The organism is Blastococcus tunisiensis (genome assembly GCF_900112815.1).
GTDB classification, from domain to species: Bacteria; Actinomycetota; Actinomycetes; order Mycobacteriales; family Geodermatophilaceae; genus Blastococcus_B; species Blastococcus_B tunisiensis.
Map to the genome: position 1 here is coordinate 59,228 of NZ_FOND01000010.1, position 13,657 is coordinate 72,884.

General features: G+C 74.6%; 16 protein-coding genes and 1 riboswitch. Of the genes, 8 read left to right on the forward strand and 8 right to left on the reverse strand.

Going from position 1 to position 13,657, the window contains the following annotated elements:
* Positions 1 to 9 precede the first annotated feature (9 nt).
* The 3 genes from BM142_RS13740 to BM142_RS13750 all read left to right on the forward strand — a co-directional run bounded on the left by BM142_RS13740 (position 10) and on the right by BM142_RS13750 (position 2,250).
* On the forward strand, positions 10 to 801 hold the full coding sequence (locus BM142_RS13740) for a thioesterase family protein (protein WP_092199681.1): 792 nt from the start codon (positions 10 to 12) through the stop codon (positions 799 to 801).
* A 67-nt stretch (positions 802 to 868) separates the two neighbouring features.
* Positions 869 to 1,756 (forward strand): mechanosensitive ion channel family protein, encoded by an 888-nt coding sequence (locus BM142_RS13745; RefSeq protein ID WP_092199684.1) that lies wholly within the window; start codon positions 869 to 871, stop codon positions 1,754 to 1,756.
* Positions 1,753 to 2,250, forward strand: a complete 498-nt coding sequence (locus BM142_RS13750; RefSeq protein WP_092199687.1) for a hypothetical protein — start codon at positions 1,753 to 1,755, stop codon at positions 2,248 to 2,250. The genes BM142_RS13745 and BM142_RS13750 overlap by 4 nt, the downstream gene beginning before the upstream one ends.
* Positions 2,251 to 2,254: 4 nt before the next feature.
* Here the strand turns inward: BM142_RS13750 and BM142_RS13755 are convergent, their stop codons facing one another.
* A complete protein-coding gene (locus BM142_RS13755) occupies positions 2,255 to 3,283 on the reverse strand; it encodes a zinc-binding dehydrogenase (protein ID WP_092199690.1) in 1,029 nt (342 codons plus the stop codon).
* A gap of 85 nt (positions 3,284 to 3,368) precedes the next feature.
* Between BM142_RS13755 and BM142_RS13760 the strand changes: the two genes are divergently transcribed.
* The gene (locus BM142_RS13760) at positions 3,369 to 4,430 is read left to right on the forward strand and encodes a threonine aldolase family protein (RefSeq protein WP_254790949.1); all 1,062 of its coding nucleotides are present in this window, start codon (positions 3,369 to 3,371) and stop codon (positions 4,428 to 4,430) included.
* On the opposite strand, the gene BM142_RS13765 is transcribed toward BM142_RS13760, so the two are convergent.
* The gene (locus BM142_RS13765) at positions 4,404 to 4,664 is read right to left on the reverse strand and encodes a DUF167 domain-containing protein (protein WP_092199696.1); all 261 of its coding nucleotides are present in this window, start codon (positions 4,662 to 4,664) and stop codon (positions 4,404 to 4,406) included. The two genes, BM142_RS13760 and BM142_RS13765, sit on opposite strands and share 27 nt — an antisense overlap.
* 47 nt (positions 4,665 to 4,711) lie before the next feature.
* Positions 4,712 to 4,827, forward strand: a riboswitch (SAM riboswitch).
* Between the two features lie 45 nt (positions 4,828 to 4,872).
* Between BM142_RS13765 and BM142_RS13770 the strand changes: the two genes are divergently transcribed.
* The 3 genes from BM142_RS13770 to BM142_RS13780 all read left to right on the forward strand — a co-directional run bounded on the left by BM142_RS13770 (position 4,873) and on the right by BM142_RS13780 (position 8,538).
* Entirely contained in the window at positions 4,873 to 6,165 is a 1,293-nt protein-coding gene (locus tag BM142_RS13770; RefSeq protein ID WP_092199699.1) for a bifunctional o-acetylhomoserine/o-acetylserine sulfhydrylase, read from the forward strand.
* A 10-nt stretch (positions 6,166 to 6,175) separates the two neighbouring features.
* A complete protein-coding gene (gene metX, locus BM142_RS13775) occupies positions 6,176 to 7,246 on the forward strand; it encodes a homoserine O-acetyltransferase MetX (RefSeq protein WP_092199702.1) in 1,071 nt (356 codons plus the stop codon).
* An 83-nt stretch (positions 7,247 to 7,329) separates the two neighbouring features.
* Positions 7,330 to 8,538 (forward strand): cysteine desulfurase-like protein, encoded by a 1,209-nt coding sequence (locus BM142_RS13780; RefSeq protein WP_092199705.1) that lies wholly within the window; start codon positions 7,330 to 7,332, stop codon positions 8,536 to 8,538.
* A 75-nt stretch (positions 8,539 to 8,613) separates the two neighbouring features.
* Here the strand turns inward: BM142_RS13780 and BM142_RS13785 are convergent, their stop codons facing one another.
* From BM142_RS13785 to BM142_RS13810, 6 genes are all read right to left on the reverse strand, one after another.
* Positions 8,614 to 9,213 (reverse strand): gamma carbonic anhydrase family protein, encoded by a 600-nt coding sequence (locus tag BM142_RS13785; protein WP_254790919.1) that lies wholly within the window; start codon positions 9,211 to 9,213, stop codon positions 8,614 to 8,616.
* Positions 9,214 to 9,266: 53 nt separating this feature from the next.
* The gene (locus BM142_RS13790; RefSeq protein WP_092199711.1) at positions 9,267 to 9,464 is read right to left on the reverse strand and encodes a helix-turn-helix transcriptional regulator; all 198 of its coding nucleotides are present in this window, start codon (positions 9,462 to 9,464) and stop codon (positions 9,267 to 9,269) included.
* A complete protein-coding gene (locus tag BM142_RS13795) occupies positions 9,465 to 9,869 on the reverse strand; it encodes a hypothetical protein (RefSeq protein WP_092199714.1) in 405 nt (134 codons plus the stop codon).
* Positions 9,870 to 9,957: 88 nt separating this feature from the next.
* Positions 9,958 to 11,307 carry an NADP-specific glutamate dehydrogenase gene (gene gdhA, locus BM142_RS13800; protein ID WP_217640715.1) on the reverse strand — a complete coding sequence of 450 codons (1,350 nt, stop codon included), beginning with the start codon at positions 11,305 to 11,307 and terminating at the stop codon, positions 9,958 to 9,960.
* Between the two features lie 61 nt (positions 11,308 to 11,368).
* Entirely contained in the window at positions 11,369 to 12,256 is an 888-nt protein-coding gene (locus tag BM142_RS13805; RefSeq protein ID WP_092199717.1) for an NAD(P)H-hydrate dehydratase, read from the reverse strand.
* Positions 12,240 to 12,977 carry a histidine phosphatase family protein gene (locus tag BM142_RS13810; RefSeq protein WP_254790921.1) on the reverse strand — a complete coding sequence of 246 codons (738 nt, stop codon included), beginning with the start codon at positions 12,975 to 12,977 and terminating at the stop codon, positions 12,240 to 12,242. Before BM142_RS13810 ends, BM142_RS13805 begins: the two co-directional genes overlap by 17 nt.
* A gap of 99 nt (positions 12,978 to 13,076) precedes the next feature.
* On the opposite strand from BM142_RS13810, the gene BM142_RS13815 reads away from it, so the two are divergent.
* A complete protein-coding gene (locus BM142_RS13815) occupies positions 13,077 to 13,655 on the forward strand; it encodes a YdeI/OmpD-associated family protein (protein ID WP_092199720.1) in 579 nt (192 codons plus the stop codon).
* Positions 13,656 to 13,657 lie beyond the last annotated feature (2 nt).

The window sequence follows — 13,657 nt, forward strand, 5'->3', positions numbered from 1 at the left end:
CTGCAGCCCATGGATCTGCCCGCTGCCCTCTACGAGCCCACGGACGACGGCTACCTGGCCACGGCGCTGACCATCGGCCCGTGGGACGCCGGCCTGCAGCACGCCGGGCCGCCGGCAGCGCTGCTGCTGCGCGAGGCCGAGCGGGCCGGCGGCATCGAGGGCGGGCAGACGGTCCGGCTGGCCTACGACATCTTCGCGCCCGTCCCGGTCGGGCCGGTCCGCCTCCGGTCCTCGGTGGTCCGCCCCGGACGGCGGATCGAGCTGGTGGAGACCGTGCTCACCGCGGGCGACGAGCGGCCGCTGATGCGGCTGTCGGCCTGGCGGATGCGGACCCGGCCCGACGGCGCCGCCCCTCCGACGCCGGCACCGCACCCGGCCGCGGCCGGGCCGGAGGACAGCCGCAGCGAGCAGGCCGCCTTCTTCAGCACCGACGTCGCCTACCACCGGGCGCTGGACTGGCGGTTCCCCACCGGCAGCTTCAACGCCCCCGGCCCGGCCTCGGCGTGGACGACCCCGCGGTGCAGCCTGGTCGCCGGGGAACCCATGACGCCACTGCAGCACCTGCTCGTCATGACCGACGCGGCGAGCGGCATCTCGGCGGAGCTGGACTGGACCACGGCGACGTTCGCCAACGTCGACCTGATCGTCTCCCTGCACCGGGCCCCGCGCGGGGAGTGGGTCGGGATGGACGCCGTCACCACCCTGGGCGGCAGCGGTGCGGCGCAGTGCACGGCGGTCCTCTTCGACGCCGAGGGCGCCATCGGCCGCTCCGCGCAGTCACTGTTCGTGGAGCCCCGATGACGGTGTGGCGCCGGCCGGACCGACCGGCCACAGTGGGCAGGACGACGGATCGAGGAGCGGGAGCGGCATGGACGCGCTGATCGAGCTGCGGGACTGGCTGTCCGGCCGCGGTCTCGAGGTCGTGCTGATCATCATCGGCTCGGTGCTGCTGGCCCGACTCGTCTCCTGGGCGGGCGGCCGGATCACCGACCGGATCGACGCGCGGTACACCGGCGGTGACGCCCTCGTCCGGACCGAGGCGGCCAAGCACCGGCACTCGCTGACCCAGGTGCTGACCTGGGCCGCCGTCGTCCTCATCTACTCGATCGCCGTGTTCTTCGTGCTCGACCGGCTCGGGGTGCCGATCACCGGGCTGGTGGCGCCCGCCACGGTGCTGGGCGTCGGGCTCGGCTTCGGCGCGCAGCGGATCGTCGGCGACGTCCTGGCCGGGTTCTTCATCATCACCGAGCGGCAGTACGGTTTCGGGGACGTCGTCGCCATCCAGGTGCTGGGTGGGATGGAGCCCGCTGCCGGCACGGTCGAGGACGTGACGCTGCGGATCACCCGCGTCCGCTCCGCCGACGGCGAGGTCCTCACCGTGCCGAACGGGCAGATCGTCAAGGTCACCAACCTCTCCCGCGACTGGGCCCGGGCGGTCGTCGACGTGCCGGTGCCGACCAGCGTCGACATCAACCGGGTCAACGAGGTGCTGCGCGAGGTGGGCCGGGAGGCCTTCCGCGACCCCGCGCTGCGGCCCCTGCTGCTCGACCCGCCCAGCGTCATGGGGGTGGAGAGCCTCGACCTCGAGCAGGTGAACGTCCGGGTGGTCGCCCGCACGCTGCCGGGCAAGCAGTTCGAGGTGGGCCGCGACCTGCGCGCCCGCGTCGTCCAGGCCTTCCGCAGCCAGGGCATGAAGGTGCCGACGGCGCCCAGCGTCGCGGCCGACGGCGAGCAGGCGCAGGAGGGGGACTCGTGAGCGACCACGACCGCCGGCCCACGGCCGAGCAGCCGACGGTGCAGCAGCCCGAGGTCCGTGCGGACTCCACCACCGACCGGCCCGGCTCCTCGTTCCGCTCCCGGATCCCCTCGCACCTGGGCCGCGCGCGCACGTCCACGGTGGTGCTGTCCGTGCTCTTCCTGGCCATCGGGACGCTGTACCTCAACATCCGCCCGGATTCCCCCGGACCGGCACCGACGAGCGACACGCAGACGGAGCAGCCGGCGGAGACCCCCGACGTCCCGGAGCCGACGCCGACCGAGGAGCCCGCCGAGCCGACGCCCACCACCCCCGGGACGACGACGCCCTCCACCCGGACGCCCACCGGCTCGACGACCACGCCGCGGGACACCACGCCGGACGAGGACACCCCGACGACGTCGGCGCCCGACGAGGGGACGGGCACCGGCACGGACGGCGGCACGGGAACGGACGGCGGCACGGGCACCGGCACGGGGGACGCGCCGGGCTGACGCCTCAGAACGAGGTGACCACGGCGATCCCCGGGCGGCGGCCGATCGCGGCCAGCGCGGCGGGCGCGTCGTCGAGCGGGAGCTCGCGGGTGATCAGCCGGCCGGGGTCGAGCCGGCCGGCCGCGACGAGCCCGAGCAGCTCGGGATAGGCGTGCGCGGCCATGCCGTGGCTGCCGAGCACCTGCAGCTCCAGGGCGAGCACCCGTTCCATGGGCACCTCCGCCCGCCCCTGTCCGGGAGGCAGCAGCCCCACCTGCACGTGCCGGCCACGGGGGCGCAGGCAGCGGACCGAGTTCGCGCAGGTGACCGGCGAGCCCAGGGCGTCGAGCGAGACGTGCGCACCGCCGGACGTCAGCGCGTGGACCGCCGCCGGCACGTCGTCGGCCGCGCGCACCACCTGCTCCGCGCCGAGCCCGCGGGCCAGTTCCAGCGCATCGGCCGACACGTCGACGGCGACGACCCGCGCGCCGGCGGCGACCGCGATCTGCACGGCGGAGAGCCCGACCCCGCCGCAGCCGTGCACCGCCACCCACTCCCCCGCCCGCACCCGGGCCACCTGCGTGACGGCCCGGAAGGCGGTGGCGTAGCGGCAGCCCAGCGCCGCGGCGGTGGCGAGGTCGAGCGCCTCGGGCACGGCGACCAGGTTGACGTCGGCGGCGTCCAGGGCGACGAACTCCGCCAGCGACCCCCAGTGGGTGAACCCGGGCTGGGTCTGGCGCACGCACACCTGGTGCTCGCCCGCCGCGCACTGGGTGCACCGCCCGCAGGCGTTGACGAACGGCACGGTCACCCGGTCACCGGCCCGCCAGCGCCGGACCCCGTCGCCGACCGCCGCGACGGTGCCCGCCAGCTCGTGCCCCGGCACGTGCGGCAGGACGACGTCGGGGTCGTGGCCCTGCCAGGCGTGCCAGTCGCTGCGGCAGAGGCCGCTGGCCGCGACGCGGACGACGACGCCGCCCGCCGGCGGCGCCGGCTCCGGCACCTCCCGCACCGACAGCGGACCGGCGAAGGACTCGAAGAGCAGCGCGCGCACGGGGACAGCCTGCCCCGTCCCTCCCGTCGACCGGACCGACACCCTCCCCGGAGCACCGGCACACCAGACTGGCGGCGTGCACGACATGGACACCCTCCGCCGGGCCTGCGACCGCGCACTGACCGGGCACGGCCCGCAGAGCGCCGCCGACCTGCTCGCGAGCATCCCCGCCGACACCGTGACGGACCGGTACGGCGACGGCGGCGTCGTGGCCGAGCTGGAGGAGGAGGTGGCCGCGGTGCTCGGGCTGCCGGCCGCGGTGTACCTGCCGAGCGGGGTCATGGCGCAGCAGTCGGCGCTCCGGGTGCACGCCGACCGGCGGGGCCGGCGCACCGTCGTCCACCACCCCGAGTGCCACCTCGAGCGGCACGAGGGCCGGGCGCTGGAGCGGCTGCAGGGCCTGATCGGCCGCCCGACCGGTGACCGGGACCGGTTGCTGCTCCGGGCCGACCTGGAGCCGGTCGCCGAACCGCCCGCCGCCCTGGTCGTGGAGCTGCCCCAGCGCGACCTCGGCGGGCAGCTGCCGCCCTGGGACGACCTCCTCGCCCAGGTCGCCTGGGCGCGTGACCGCGGCGCCGCCGCACACCTGGACGGCGCCCGCCTGTGGGAGGCGGCCGCGGGCTACGGGCGCCCGCCGGCCGACGTCGCGGCGCTGTTCGACACCACCTACGTGAGCTTCTACAAGGCCCTCGGGGCGCTCCCCGGGTGCTGCCTGGCCGGCCCGGTCGACGTCGTGGCCGAGGTCCGCGAGTGGCGGAAGCGGATGGGCGGCACCCTGTTCGGCCTGTGGCCCGGCGCCGCCTCGGCGCTGAGCTGCCTGCGCCGCCGCCTCCCACTCATGGCCGGCTACCTGGAGCGGGCCCGCGAGATCGCCGCCACGGTGCGCGACCTGCCCGGCGTCACCGTCGTCCCCGACCCGCCGCAGACGCCGATGCTGCACCTGCTGCTGCGCACCGGCGCCGACGAGTTCCGGGCCGGCGCCCGTGCGCTCGCCGAGGGTGGGCTGTGGACCTGGGAGCGGCCGGCGGCGACGGGGGACCCGGCCGTGCAGCGGGTGGAGCTGGCGGTCGGCGACGCCACCATGGCCCTGACCCTGCCGGAGATCCGCGACGCGGTCCGGTCACTCGCCGGCGGACAGCGCCCGTAGCCGCTCGGGGGTGGCGCCGTCGACGTCGACGACCTTGGTGCGCGAGGTCGCCCCGGTGACCAGCACGACGGACGACCGCCGGACCCCGAAGGCCTGCGCGACGGCGGCGAGCGCCGCGTCCGTCGCCTTGCCGTCCACCGCCCGGGCCGCGACCCGGACCACCAGGGCGCCGTCGTGCTCGCCGCCCACGACGGTCCGCCCGGCGCCGGGCCGCACCCGGATGGTCACGCGCACGGGGGCCAGTGTGACGCCTGTGATCGCGCGTCCTAGGATCGGCGGTGGCTCACGAGAGGCAGCGACAAGCACCTGGCTGGCTGCCCGGCAACCTCAACTCCGTCTGAGGTGCTCCAGGGGAAGAGCCGGTCGGACGGCGACCGCCGCCCGGCAAGGACGGAGTTCCTGCGCGCCGCGGGATCTCCCGCGAGCGACAGGAGACGGCGCAATGACCGATCCGCAGAGCTGGAGTTTCGAGACCCGGCAGATCCACGCCGGCACCAGCCCCGATCCCACCACCGGCGCCCGCGCGCTGCCCATCTACGCGACCACCGCCTACCAGTTCCGCGACAGCAAGCACGCCGCGGACCTCTTCGCGCTGGCCGAGATGGGCAACATCTACACCCGGATCATGAACCCGACGCAGGACGCGCTGGAGCAGCGCGTGGCCTCGCTCGAGGGCGGTGTCGCCGCGCTGGCCGTCGCCAGCGGGCAGTCCGCGACGACGCTGTCGATCCTCAACGTCGCCGAGGCCGGGGACCACGTCGTCGCCTCCGCCTCGCTGTACGGCGGCACCTACAACCTGCTGCACCACTCGCTGCCCAAGCTCGGCGTCACGGTCTCCTTCGTCGAGGACCCCGACGACCCGGAGGCGTGGCAGGCGCTGGTGCGGGACAACACCAAGGCGTTCTTCGGCGAGACGATCGGCAACCCCAAGGGCGACATCCTCGACATCGAGACCGTCGCCGGGGTGGCGCACCGCAACGGCGTTCCGCTGATCGTGGACAACACCATCGCCACGCCCTACCTGATCCGGCCGTTCGAGTTCGGCGCCGACGTCGTCGTGCACTCCGCCACCAAGTACCTGGGCGGCCACGGCACGGCGATCGCCGGGCTGATCGTGGACGGCGGCACGTTCGACTGGGCCGGCGGCAAGCACCCGGGCTTCACCACCCCGGACCCGACGTACAACGGCGTCGTCTACAAGGACCTCGGCGCGCCCGCCTACGCGCTGAAGGCCCGCGTCCAGCTGCTGCGCGACCTCGGCCCGGCGATCTCCCCGTTCAACGCGTTCCTGGTCGTCCAGGGCATCGAGACGCTGTCGCTGCGCCTCGAGCGGCACGTCGAGAACGCCACGAAGGTGGCGCGGTTCCTGGAGGGCCACGACGCGGTGGACCGGGTGAACTACCCGGCGCTGGAGTCCTCGCCGTGGCACGCCGCGCAGCAGAAGTACGCGCCCAAGGGCGCCGGTGCGGTGCTGACCTTCGAACTGCACGGTGGCCGCGAGGCGGGCCAGAAGTTCGTCGAGGCGCTGGAGCTGCACAGCCACGTGGCCAACATCGGCGACGTCCGCAGCCTGGTCATCCACCCGGCGTCGACCACGCACTCCCAGCTGACCGACGAGGAGCAGCTCACCACCGGCGTGACCCCGGGCCTGGTCCGGCTGGCCGTGGGCCTGGAGGGGATCGACGACATCATCGCCGACCTCGAGGCCGGGTTCCGCGCCGCGAAGTCCGCCTAGGCGACGACGGATGGGCGGGTGGGTCGAGGGGGATCCGGTCGGCGACCGGGTCTTCCTCGACCTGCCCGCGTTCGCTCCGGAGCGCGGCGGCGTCCTGCCGTCGGTGCGCGTGGCCTACGAGACGTGGGGGACGCTCGCGCCGGACGCCTCCAACGCCGTCCTGGTCGAGCACGCCCTCACCGGTGACAGCCACGTCGTCGGCGCGGCCGGCCCCGGGCACCCCACACCCGGCTGGTGGAGCGGGCTGGTCGGGCCGGGCGCGCCGCTGGACACCGACCGGTTCTTCGTCGTCTGCGCCAACATCCTCGGCGGCTGCCAGGGGACGACCGGGCCCTCGTCCCCGGCCCCCGACGGCGTGCGGTGGGGCTCCCGGTTCCCCGAGGTGACCGTCGGCGACCAGGTGCGGGTGGAGGCGGCCCTCGCCGACGCCCTGGGCATCGACCGCTGGGCCTGCGTCGTCGGCGGCTCGATGGGCGGCATGCGGGCCCTGGAGTGGGCGGTCGCCCTGCCCGACCGGGTGGCGACGGTCTTCGTCCTGGCCTCCGGCGCGGTGGCCACCGCCGACCAGATCGGTACCCAGACCACCCAGCAGGCCGCCGTCCGGGCCGACCCGCGATGGGCCGGCGGCGACTACGACCTCGACGATCCCCCGGCCGACGGGCTGGGCGTGGCCCGCCGGATCGCGCACCTGACCTACCGGAGCGCGCTCGAGCTCGGCGAGCGCTTCGGCACGACGGTGCAGGCGGACGGGCGGTTCGCCGTCGCCTCCTACCTCGACCACCACGCGGACAAGCTGGCCCGCCGGTTCGACGCCGGCAGCTACGTCCTGCTCACCGAGGCGATGAACACCTGGGACGTCGGCCGCGGCCGGGGTGGCGTCGAGGCGGCGCTGGCCCGCGTGACCGCGCGGGCGGTGGTCGCGGGCGTGGACAGCGACCGGCTGTACCCGATCGGGCTGCAGCAGGAGATCGCGGACGGCCTGGGCGTCCCGCTGCAGGTGATCCCCTCGCCGTACGGTCACGACGGCTTCCTGATCGAGACCGACGCCGTCGGCAAGCTCCTCCGCGACCTGCTCACCTAGCCGGCGAACCCTGCGATCTCGTGGCGATCAGGACGTGATGGCCACGAGTTCGCATGGCTCGAGCCGTCGGTAGCGTCGCAGCCATGAGCTACGACGTCGCCGCCGTCCGGGCGCTGTTCCCCGCGCTGGAGGCCGGTGCCGCCCACTTCGACGGTCCGGGCGGCACCCAGGTCCCGGAGCCGGTCGCGCGCGCTGTCGCCGACACCCTGACCTCCCCGATCGCCAACCGCGGCCGGGTCACCGCGGCGGAACGGGCGGCGGACGACGTCGTGACCGGCACCCGCCAGGCGCTGGCCGACCTGCTGGGCGCCGACCCGCGGGGCATCGTGTTCGGCCGCAGCGCCACCGAGCTCACCTTCGCGGTGTCCCGGGCGCTGGCGGCCGGCTGGGGGCCCGGCGACGAGGTCGTCGTCTCCCGGCTCGACCACGACGCGAACATCCGCCCCTGGGTGATCGCGGCCGAGGCGGCCGGTGCGACCGTCCGCTGGGCCGCGTTCGACCCGGCCACCGGCGAGCTCGGCGTCGACGACGTCGCGGAGGTCCTGACCGACCGCACCAGGCTGGTCGCCGTCACCGGGGCGTCGAACCTGATCGGCACCCGGCCGCCGGTGGCCGCGATCGCCGAGCGGGTGCACGCGGCCGGCGCGCTGCTCGCCGTCGACGGCGTGCACCTGACCGCGCACGCCCCGGTCGACGTCCGCGCCCTGGGCGCCGACCTCTACACCTGCTCGCCGTACAAGTTCCTCGGCCCGCACTGCGGCGTCCTGGCCGCCGACCCCCCGCTGCTGGAGACCCTGCGCCCGGCCAAGCTGCTGCCCTCGTCCGACGACGTCCCGGAGCGGTTCGAGCTGGGCACCCTGCCCTACGAGCTCATGGCCGGGACGACGGCGGCGATCGACGTCCTCGCCGGCCTGGTGCCCGGGTCGGGCAGCCGGCGGGACCGGCTGGTCGCCGCCCTGACGGCGCTCGAGGAGTACGAGGACGGTCTGCGCGTCCGGCTGGAGGCGGAGCTGGCCGCGCTCCCCGGCGTCCGGCTCTGGTCGAGGGCCGCGCAACGGACGCCGACGCTGCTGCTCACGTTCGACGGGCGCGACCCCGCCGACGCCTACCGCTTCCTCGCCGAGCGGGGCGTGAACGCCCCCGCCGGGTCGTTCTACGCGATCGAGGCCAGCCGCTGGCTCGGCCTCGGCGACACCGGCGGCCTGCGCGTCGGGCTCGCGCCCTACACCGACGCCGACGACGTCGACCGGCTGGTGACCGGCCTCCGGGAATGGCTGGCGGCCCGCCCCTGAGCCCGGCGCGGAGCCATGTCCACGGATCCGGCTCCGGGACCATGGGCATGGCTTCCGCTGCCCGGGCGCAACCCCCTAGGAGAGCGCGTCGCCGGGGACCATCCCCGCGGGCGGCAGTGGGCGGCGGACGACGGGGCGCACCTTGCGCGCCTCGGGCAGCCGGTCGTAGTACGCCGCCGCGTTGCCCCGGATGTGCGCCAGGTCGTCGTCGTTGGCCTCCCGCACGACCTTCGCCGGCACCCCGGCGATCACCGACCGCGGCGGGAACTGCTTGCCCTGGGTGACGACGGCGCCGGCGGCGACGATCGATCCCGAGCCGATGTGCGCACCGTTCATGACCACGCTGCCCATGCCGACCAGGACCTCGTCGTCGACCCGGGCGCCGTGCAGGACGACGCGGTGGCCCACGGTCACGTTCCGGCCGACCACCAGCGGGAAGCCGGGGTCGGAGTGCAGCGTGCAGCCGTCCTGGACGTTGGAGCCCTCGCCGATCTCGATGGTCTCGTGGTCGGCCCGGGCGACGGCGCCGTACCAGATGCTCGCGCGGGGCCCCAGCGTCACGGCGCCCACCACGACCGCCGTCGGCGCCACGAAGGCGTCCTCGTCGATCTTCGGTGCGCCGAAGGGCAGTTCCGCGATGTAGTTGTCGGGCACGCCGTCCTCCTCGTGGTCCACGGGCCCGTCCCGTGCCGGGTCCTGCTTACCGCACCGGGCGCCTCGCGGAGCGGTCATGACGCATCGGGGGTGAAGACGTCCTCGATCCGGCAGTCGAACAGGGCCGCGATCCGGAAGGCCAGCGGGAGGCTGGGGTCGAACCGGCCCTTCTCCAGCGAGATCACCGTCTGCCGGGAGACACCGAGCTCCTCGGCCAGGCGCCCCTGCGACCAGCCCCGGGCGGCCCGGCGGTCGGCCAGGTCGTTGCGCACTCAGGCGTTCCGTCTGCGCAGCACGGTGAACCGCACCGCGACGTCGGCGAAGCCGAGCAGGATGAGCGCGGCCAGCGGGTTCTGCGCCTCGATGCGCAGATCGGTGACCGCCAGGGCGAAGCTGGCGATCCCGGCCACGGCGATGATGTCGAGGAAGGCCCCGGTGGCGCTCTCCTGCCACCACTGGTGCTCCACCGTCTCCTCGACGTGGGTGACCGGTCCCTCGGGGATCGCGGGAGCCACGAAGAGCAACCACCCGATCCCGTAGGCGGGTGGCACGGAGCAGGCGGCGAAGACCCCTGCCCGCAACCAGAACTGGTCGTCGCCGAAGCTGCCGGCGAGCAGGCCGACGCCCGAGGCCAGCGCCAGGGCGGTGACCACGGCGGCGAGGTGGCGCAGCAGCACGGAAGTACTCCTAGGTGACAAGGAAGCTTGACACCTGGACACCATCACCCTCTGCCGCCACTGTCAAGCACCCTTGACAGTGGCGTCGTCAGATCAGGCCGTGCGCGTGCACCGCCTCGGCCACCTGGAGGAAGCCGGCCACGTTGGCGCCCAGGACCAGGTCGCCCGGCGTCCCGTACTCCTCGGCGGTCTCGTGGCACCGCGCGTGGATCCCGCGCATGATCTCCTCGAGCTTCGCCTCGCTCTGCTCGAAGCTCCACCGGTCCCGCGACGCGTTCTGCTGCATCTCCAGCGCCGAGGTGGCCACGCCGCCGGCGTTGGCGGCCTTGCCCGGGGCGAAGCCGATGCCGGCCGCGCGGAACAGGGCGACCGCGTCGGGGGTGGTGGGCATGTTCGCCCCCTCGACGACGTACTGGCAGCCGTTGCGGGCCAGGGTCCGCGCCGCCTCGCCGTCCAGCTCGTTCTGCGTGGCGCTGGGCATGGCGACCTCGCAGGGGACGTCCCAGATGCTGCCCCTGGAGACGAAGTGCGCCGTGCCGACCCGGTCGGCGTACTCGCTGATCCGGCCGCGCTCGTGCTCCTTGACCTGCTTGAGGACGTCGAGGTCGATGCCCTTCTCGTCGACCACGTAGCCGCTGGAGTCCGAGCAGGCCACCACCGTGCCACCGAGCTGGTGCACCTTCTCGATGCCGTAGACGGCGACGTTGCCCGACCCGCTGATCACGAAGCGCCGGCCGTCGAACGACTCGCCCCGCGCCCGCATCATCTCGTCGGCGAAGAAGGCGGCCCCGTAGCCGGTCGCCTCCGTGCGCACCAGCGCGCCGCCCCAGCCCAGCCCCTTGCCGGTGAGCACCCCGGACTCGTAGCGGTTGGTGATCCGCTTGTACTGGCCGAAGAGGAAGCCGATCTCGCGGGCCCCCACGCCGATGTCACCGGCCGGCACGTCGGTGTACTCGCCCAGGTGCCGGTACAGCTCGGTCATGAACGACTGGCAGAACCGCATGACCTCGGCGTCCGAGCGGCCCTTGGGGTCGAAGTCCGACCCGCCCTTGCCGCCGCCGATCGGCATCCCGGTCAGGGCGTTCTTGAAGATCTGCTCGAAGCCCAGGAACTTGACGATGCCCAGGTTCACCGACGGGTGGAACCGCAGCCCGCCCTTGTAGGGGCCCAGGGCGGAGTTGAACTCCACCCGGAAACCGCGGTTGATGTGCACCTCGCCGGAGTCGTCCTGCCAGGGCACGCGGAAGATGATCTGCCGCTCCGGCTCGCAGATCCGCTCGATCGTCTTCATCTCGGTGTACTCGCTGTGCCGGCCGAGGACGACGGCGAGGGACTCCAGGACCTCCCTGACGGCCTGGTGGAACTCCTTCTCGCCGGGGTTGCGCCGGAGCACCTCGGCGTAGATCTCCTGCACCCGAGCCAGCACGTCCACGTGCACCAGGGCCTCCCGTACTGCCGATCGATGGTGAGGGATCACGGTACGTCCCGCGGTCCACGGCTCAGGGCACCACCTCCGCCAGCGCCCCCGGCACCTCCCCGGGCAGCTCGCGGGCGAGGAAACCCTGCGGCCCGATGGACGAGGCCAGCCGCTCCCCGGCCCGCCCGTGCAGGTAGGCCGCCCAGACCGCCGCCTGCGCCGGATCGGCCCCGCGGGCCAGCAACCCCCCGGTGATGCCGGCCCGCACGTCGCCGGAGCCGGAGACGCCGAGGCCCGCGGTCCCGCTCTCGTCCTGCCAGATCCGCCCGTCCGGCCCCGCGATCCAGGAGGTGGCCCCGCCCAGCCCGACGACGGCCCGCGTCCGGTCGGCCAGGGTCAGCGCGCAGCCGCCGGGGTCCCGCGCGATCTCCTCCTCGGAGGCATGCAGGGCGTACCCCAGCTCGGTCGGGTTCGGGGTGAGCACAACCCGGCCGCCCAGGTGGTGCAGGCACGAGTCGTCGGCGGTGACGCAAGCAAGTCCCAGGGCATCGAGGGCCAGCGGTCCGGTCAGGTGCGGCAGCAGCCGCTCGCCGAAGGCCCGGGTCGCCTCCTGGTCGGCCATCCCCGGGCCGATCAGGACGGCGTCGGCGCCCTCGGCCAGGTCGCGGACGGCGTCCGCTGCCGCGACGTCGATGGCGCCGCCGTCGGTCTCCGGCAGGGCGCGCACCAGCGCCTCCGGGAGCGCCTGCGCGGCGAAGGGGGCCAGCGACGCCACGGTCGCGACCTGCAGCTTCCCGGCCCCGGCGCGCATGGCGGCCTGCGCGGCCAGGAGCACGGCGCCGAGGGTCTCGGTGCTGCCGCCGATCACCAGGATCGAGCCGCGGGCGTTCTTGCCACCGGACGGGTCGGGCAGCGGCCAGTCGCGCAGCACCGCCGGGGTGACCAGCGTCGGCTCACTGCGGTGCGGCATCGGGCTCCTCGGTGACGTCCTCGGACTCGGCGAGCAGGTGGTCGACCTCGTTGAACGAGACCAGCCGGAAGCCGCCGTCGGCGTCCCGCTCGTAGCGGGTCAGCGAGGCGTTGGCGACCTGCTCCTCCTGGTCGACGGCGAGCAGTTCCTGCTCGGTCAGCTCCTCCAGCACGTACCGGAAGACCATGATCACCGCCTGGTGCGCGACGACCACCAGCCGTTCGCAGTCGTGCCGCATGCCCTCGGTCGCCAGCAGGCTGCGGATCCGGAGGGCGACGTCGGCCCAGCTCTCCCCGCCCGGCGGCCGGTAGTAGAACTTGCCGAGCTGCTCCCGCCGTGCCGCCTCGTCCGGGTACTGCTCGCGGATGCCCGCGCCGGTCATCCGGTCGAACATGCCGAAGTCGCGCTCCCGCAGCCGTTCGTCGGTGCGGACGCGGATACCGAGTTCCGCCGTGGCCAGCTGCGCCGTGGTCAGGGCACGGGTGAACGGGGAGCTCAGCGCCACCGTGGGGCGCTCGCCCTCCGGCAGGGCGGCCAGCCGGTGCCCGAGGGCCTCGGCCTGCGCGCGCCCGGTGTCCGACAGCGGGACGTCGGGGTCGCGGACGTCGAGGTCCAGGCGGCCGGCCCCGGACCGCTGCGCCTGCGCGTCGGCGACGTTGCCCATGCTCTCGCCGTGCCGCACCAGCCACAGCACCGAGGGGCCCGGTTCCCGGTCGCCCACGAGCCCTCCCCGTCCGGGCCGCACGGTGCGGCCACCGGGACGCCGGTAGCCGCGCGCACGGACTCCGAAACCGTCGGACCCCGGCGGCAGGATGGCACCGTGACGCTGCCGACCGAATTCCCGGTACTGCCGTTCGCCGACCAGGCCGAGCTCGAGGCGTGGCTGGAGGCCGAGCACCTGACCGCCCCGGGGCTGTACGTGCGGCTGGCGAAGAAGGGCTCGGGCGTCCCGTCGATCAACTGGGAGCAGATGGTCGAGGTGCTGCTCTGCTTCGGCTGGATCGACGGCCGCGCGAACCGGCTGGACGACCGCTTCTACCTGCAGCGGATCACCCCGCGGCGGCCGAGGAGCGTCTGGTCGCTGAAGAACGTCACGACCGTGGAGCGGCTGACGGCCGAGGGCAGGATGCGCCCGGCCGGGCTGGCGGTCGTCGAGGCGGCCAAGGCCGACGGGCGGTGGCAGCGCGCCTACGCCGGCCCGGCCACGATCGGGATGCCCGACGACCTGGCCGCGGCCCTGGACGCCGAGCCCGCGGCCCGGACGGCGTACGACGCGCTCGACGGCCAGAACCGCTACGCCGTCCTCTGGCGGGTGCACACGGCGAGCACCCCGGCCACCCGGGCGAAGCGGATCGCCGACCTCGTCCAGCTGCTGGCCGAGGGCCGGCGCCTGCACTGAGG

Bases quoted from the DNA above. Each gene is read 5' to 3' on its own strand.
- BM142_RS13745 (WP_092199684.1), top strand. From the start codon at position 869: ATGGACGCGCTGATCGAGCTGCGGGACTGGCTGTCCGGCCGCGGTCTC.
- BM142_RS13770 (WP_092199699.1), top strand. From the start codon at position 4,873: ATGACCGATCCGCAGAGCTGGAGTTTCGAGACCCGGCAGATCCACGCC.
- BM142_RS13780 (WP_092199705.1), top strand. From the start codon at position 7,330: ATGAGCTACGACGTCGCCGCCGTCCGGGCGCTGTTCCCCGCGCTGGAG.
- BM142_RS13760 (WP_254790949.1), top strand. From the start codon at position 3,369: ATGGACACCCTCCGCCGGGCCTGCGACCGCGCACTGACCGGGCACGGC.
- BM142_RS13740 (WP_092199681.1), top strand. From the start codon at position 10: ATGGATCTGCCCGCTGCCCTCTACGAGCCCACGGACGACGGCTACCTG.
- BM142_RS13805 (WP_092199717.1), bottom strand. From the start codon at position 12,256: ATGCCGCACCGCAGTGAGCCGACGCTGGTCACCCCGGCGGTGCTGCGC.
- metX (WP_092199702.1), top strand. From the start codon at position 6,176: ATGGGCGGGTGGGTCGAGGGGGATCCGGTCGGCGACCGGGTCTTCCTC.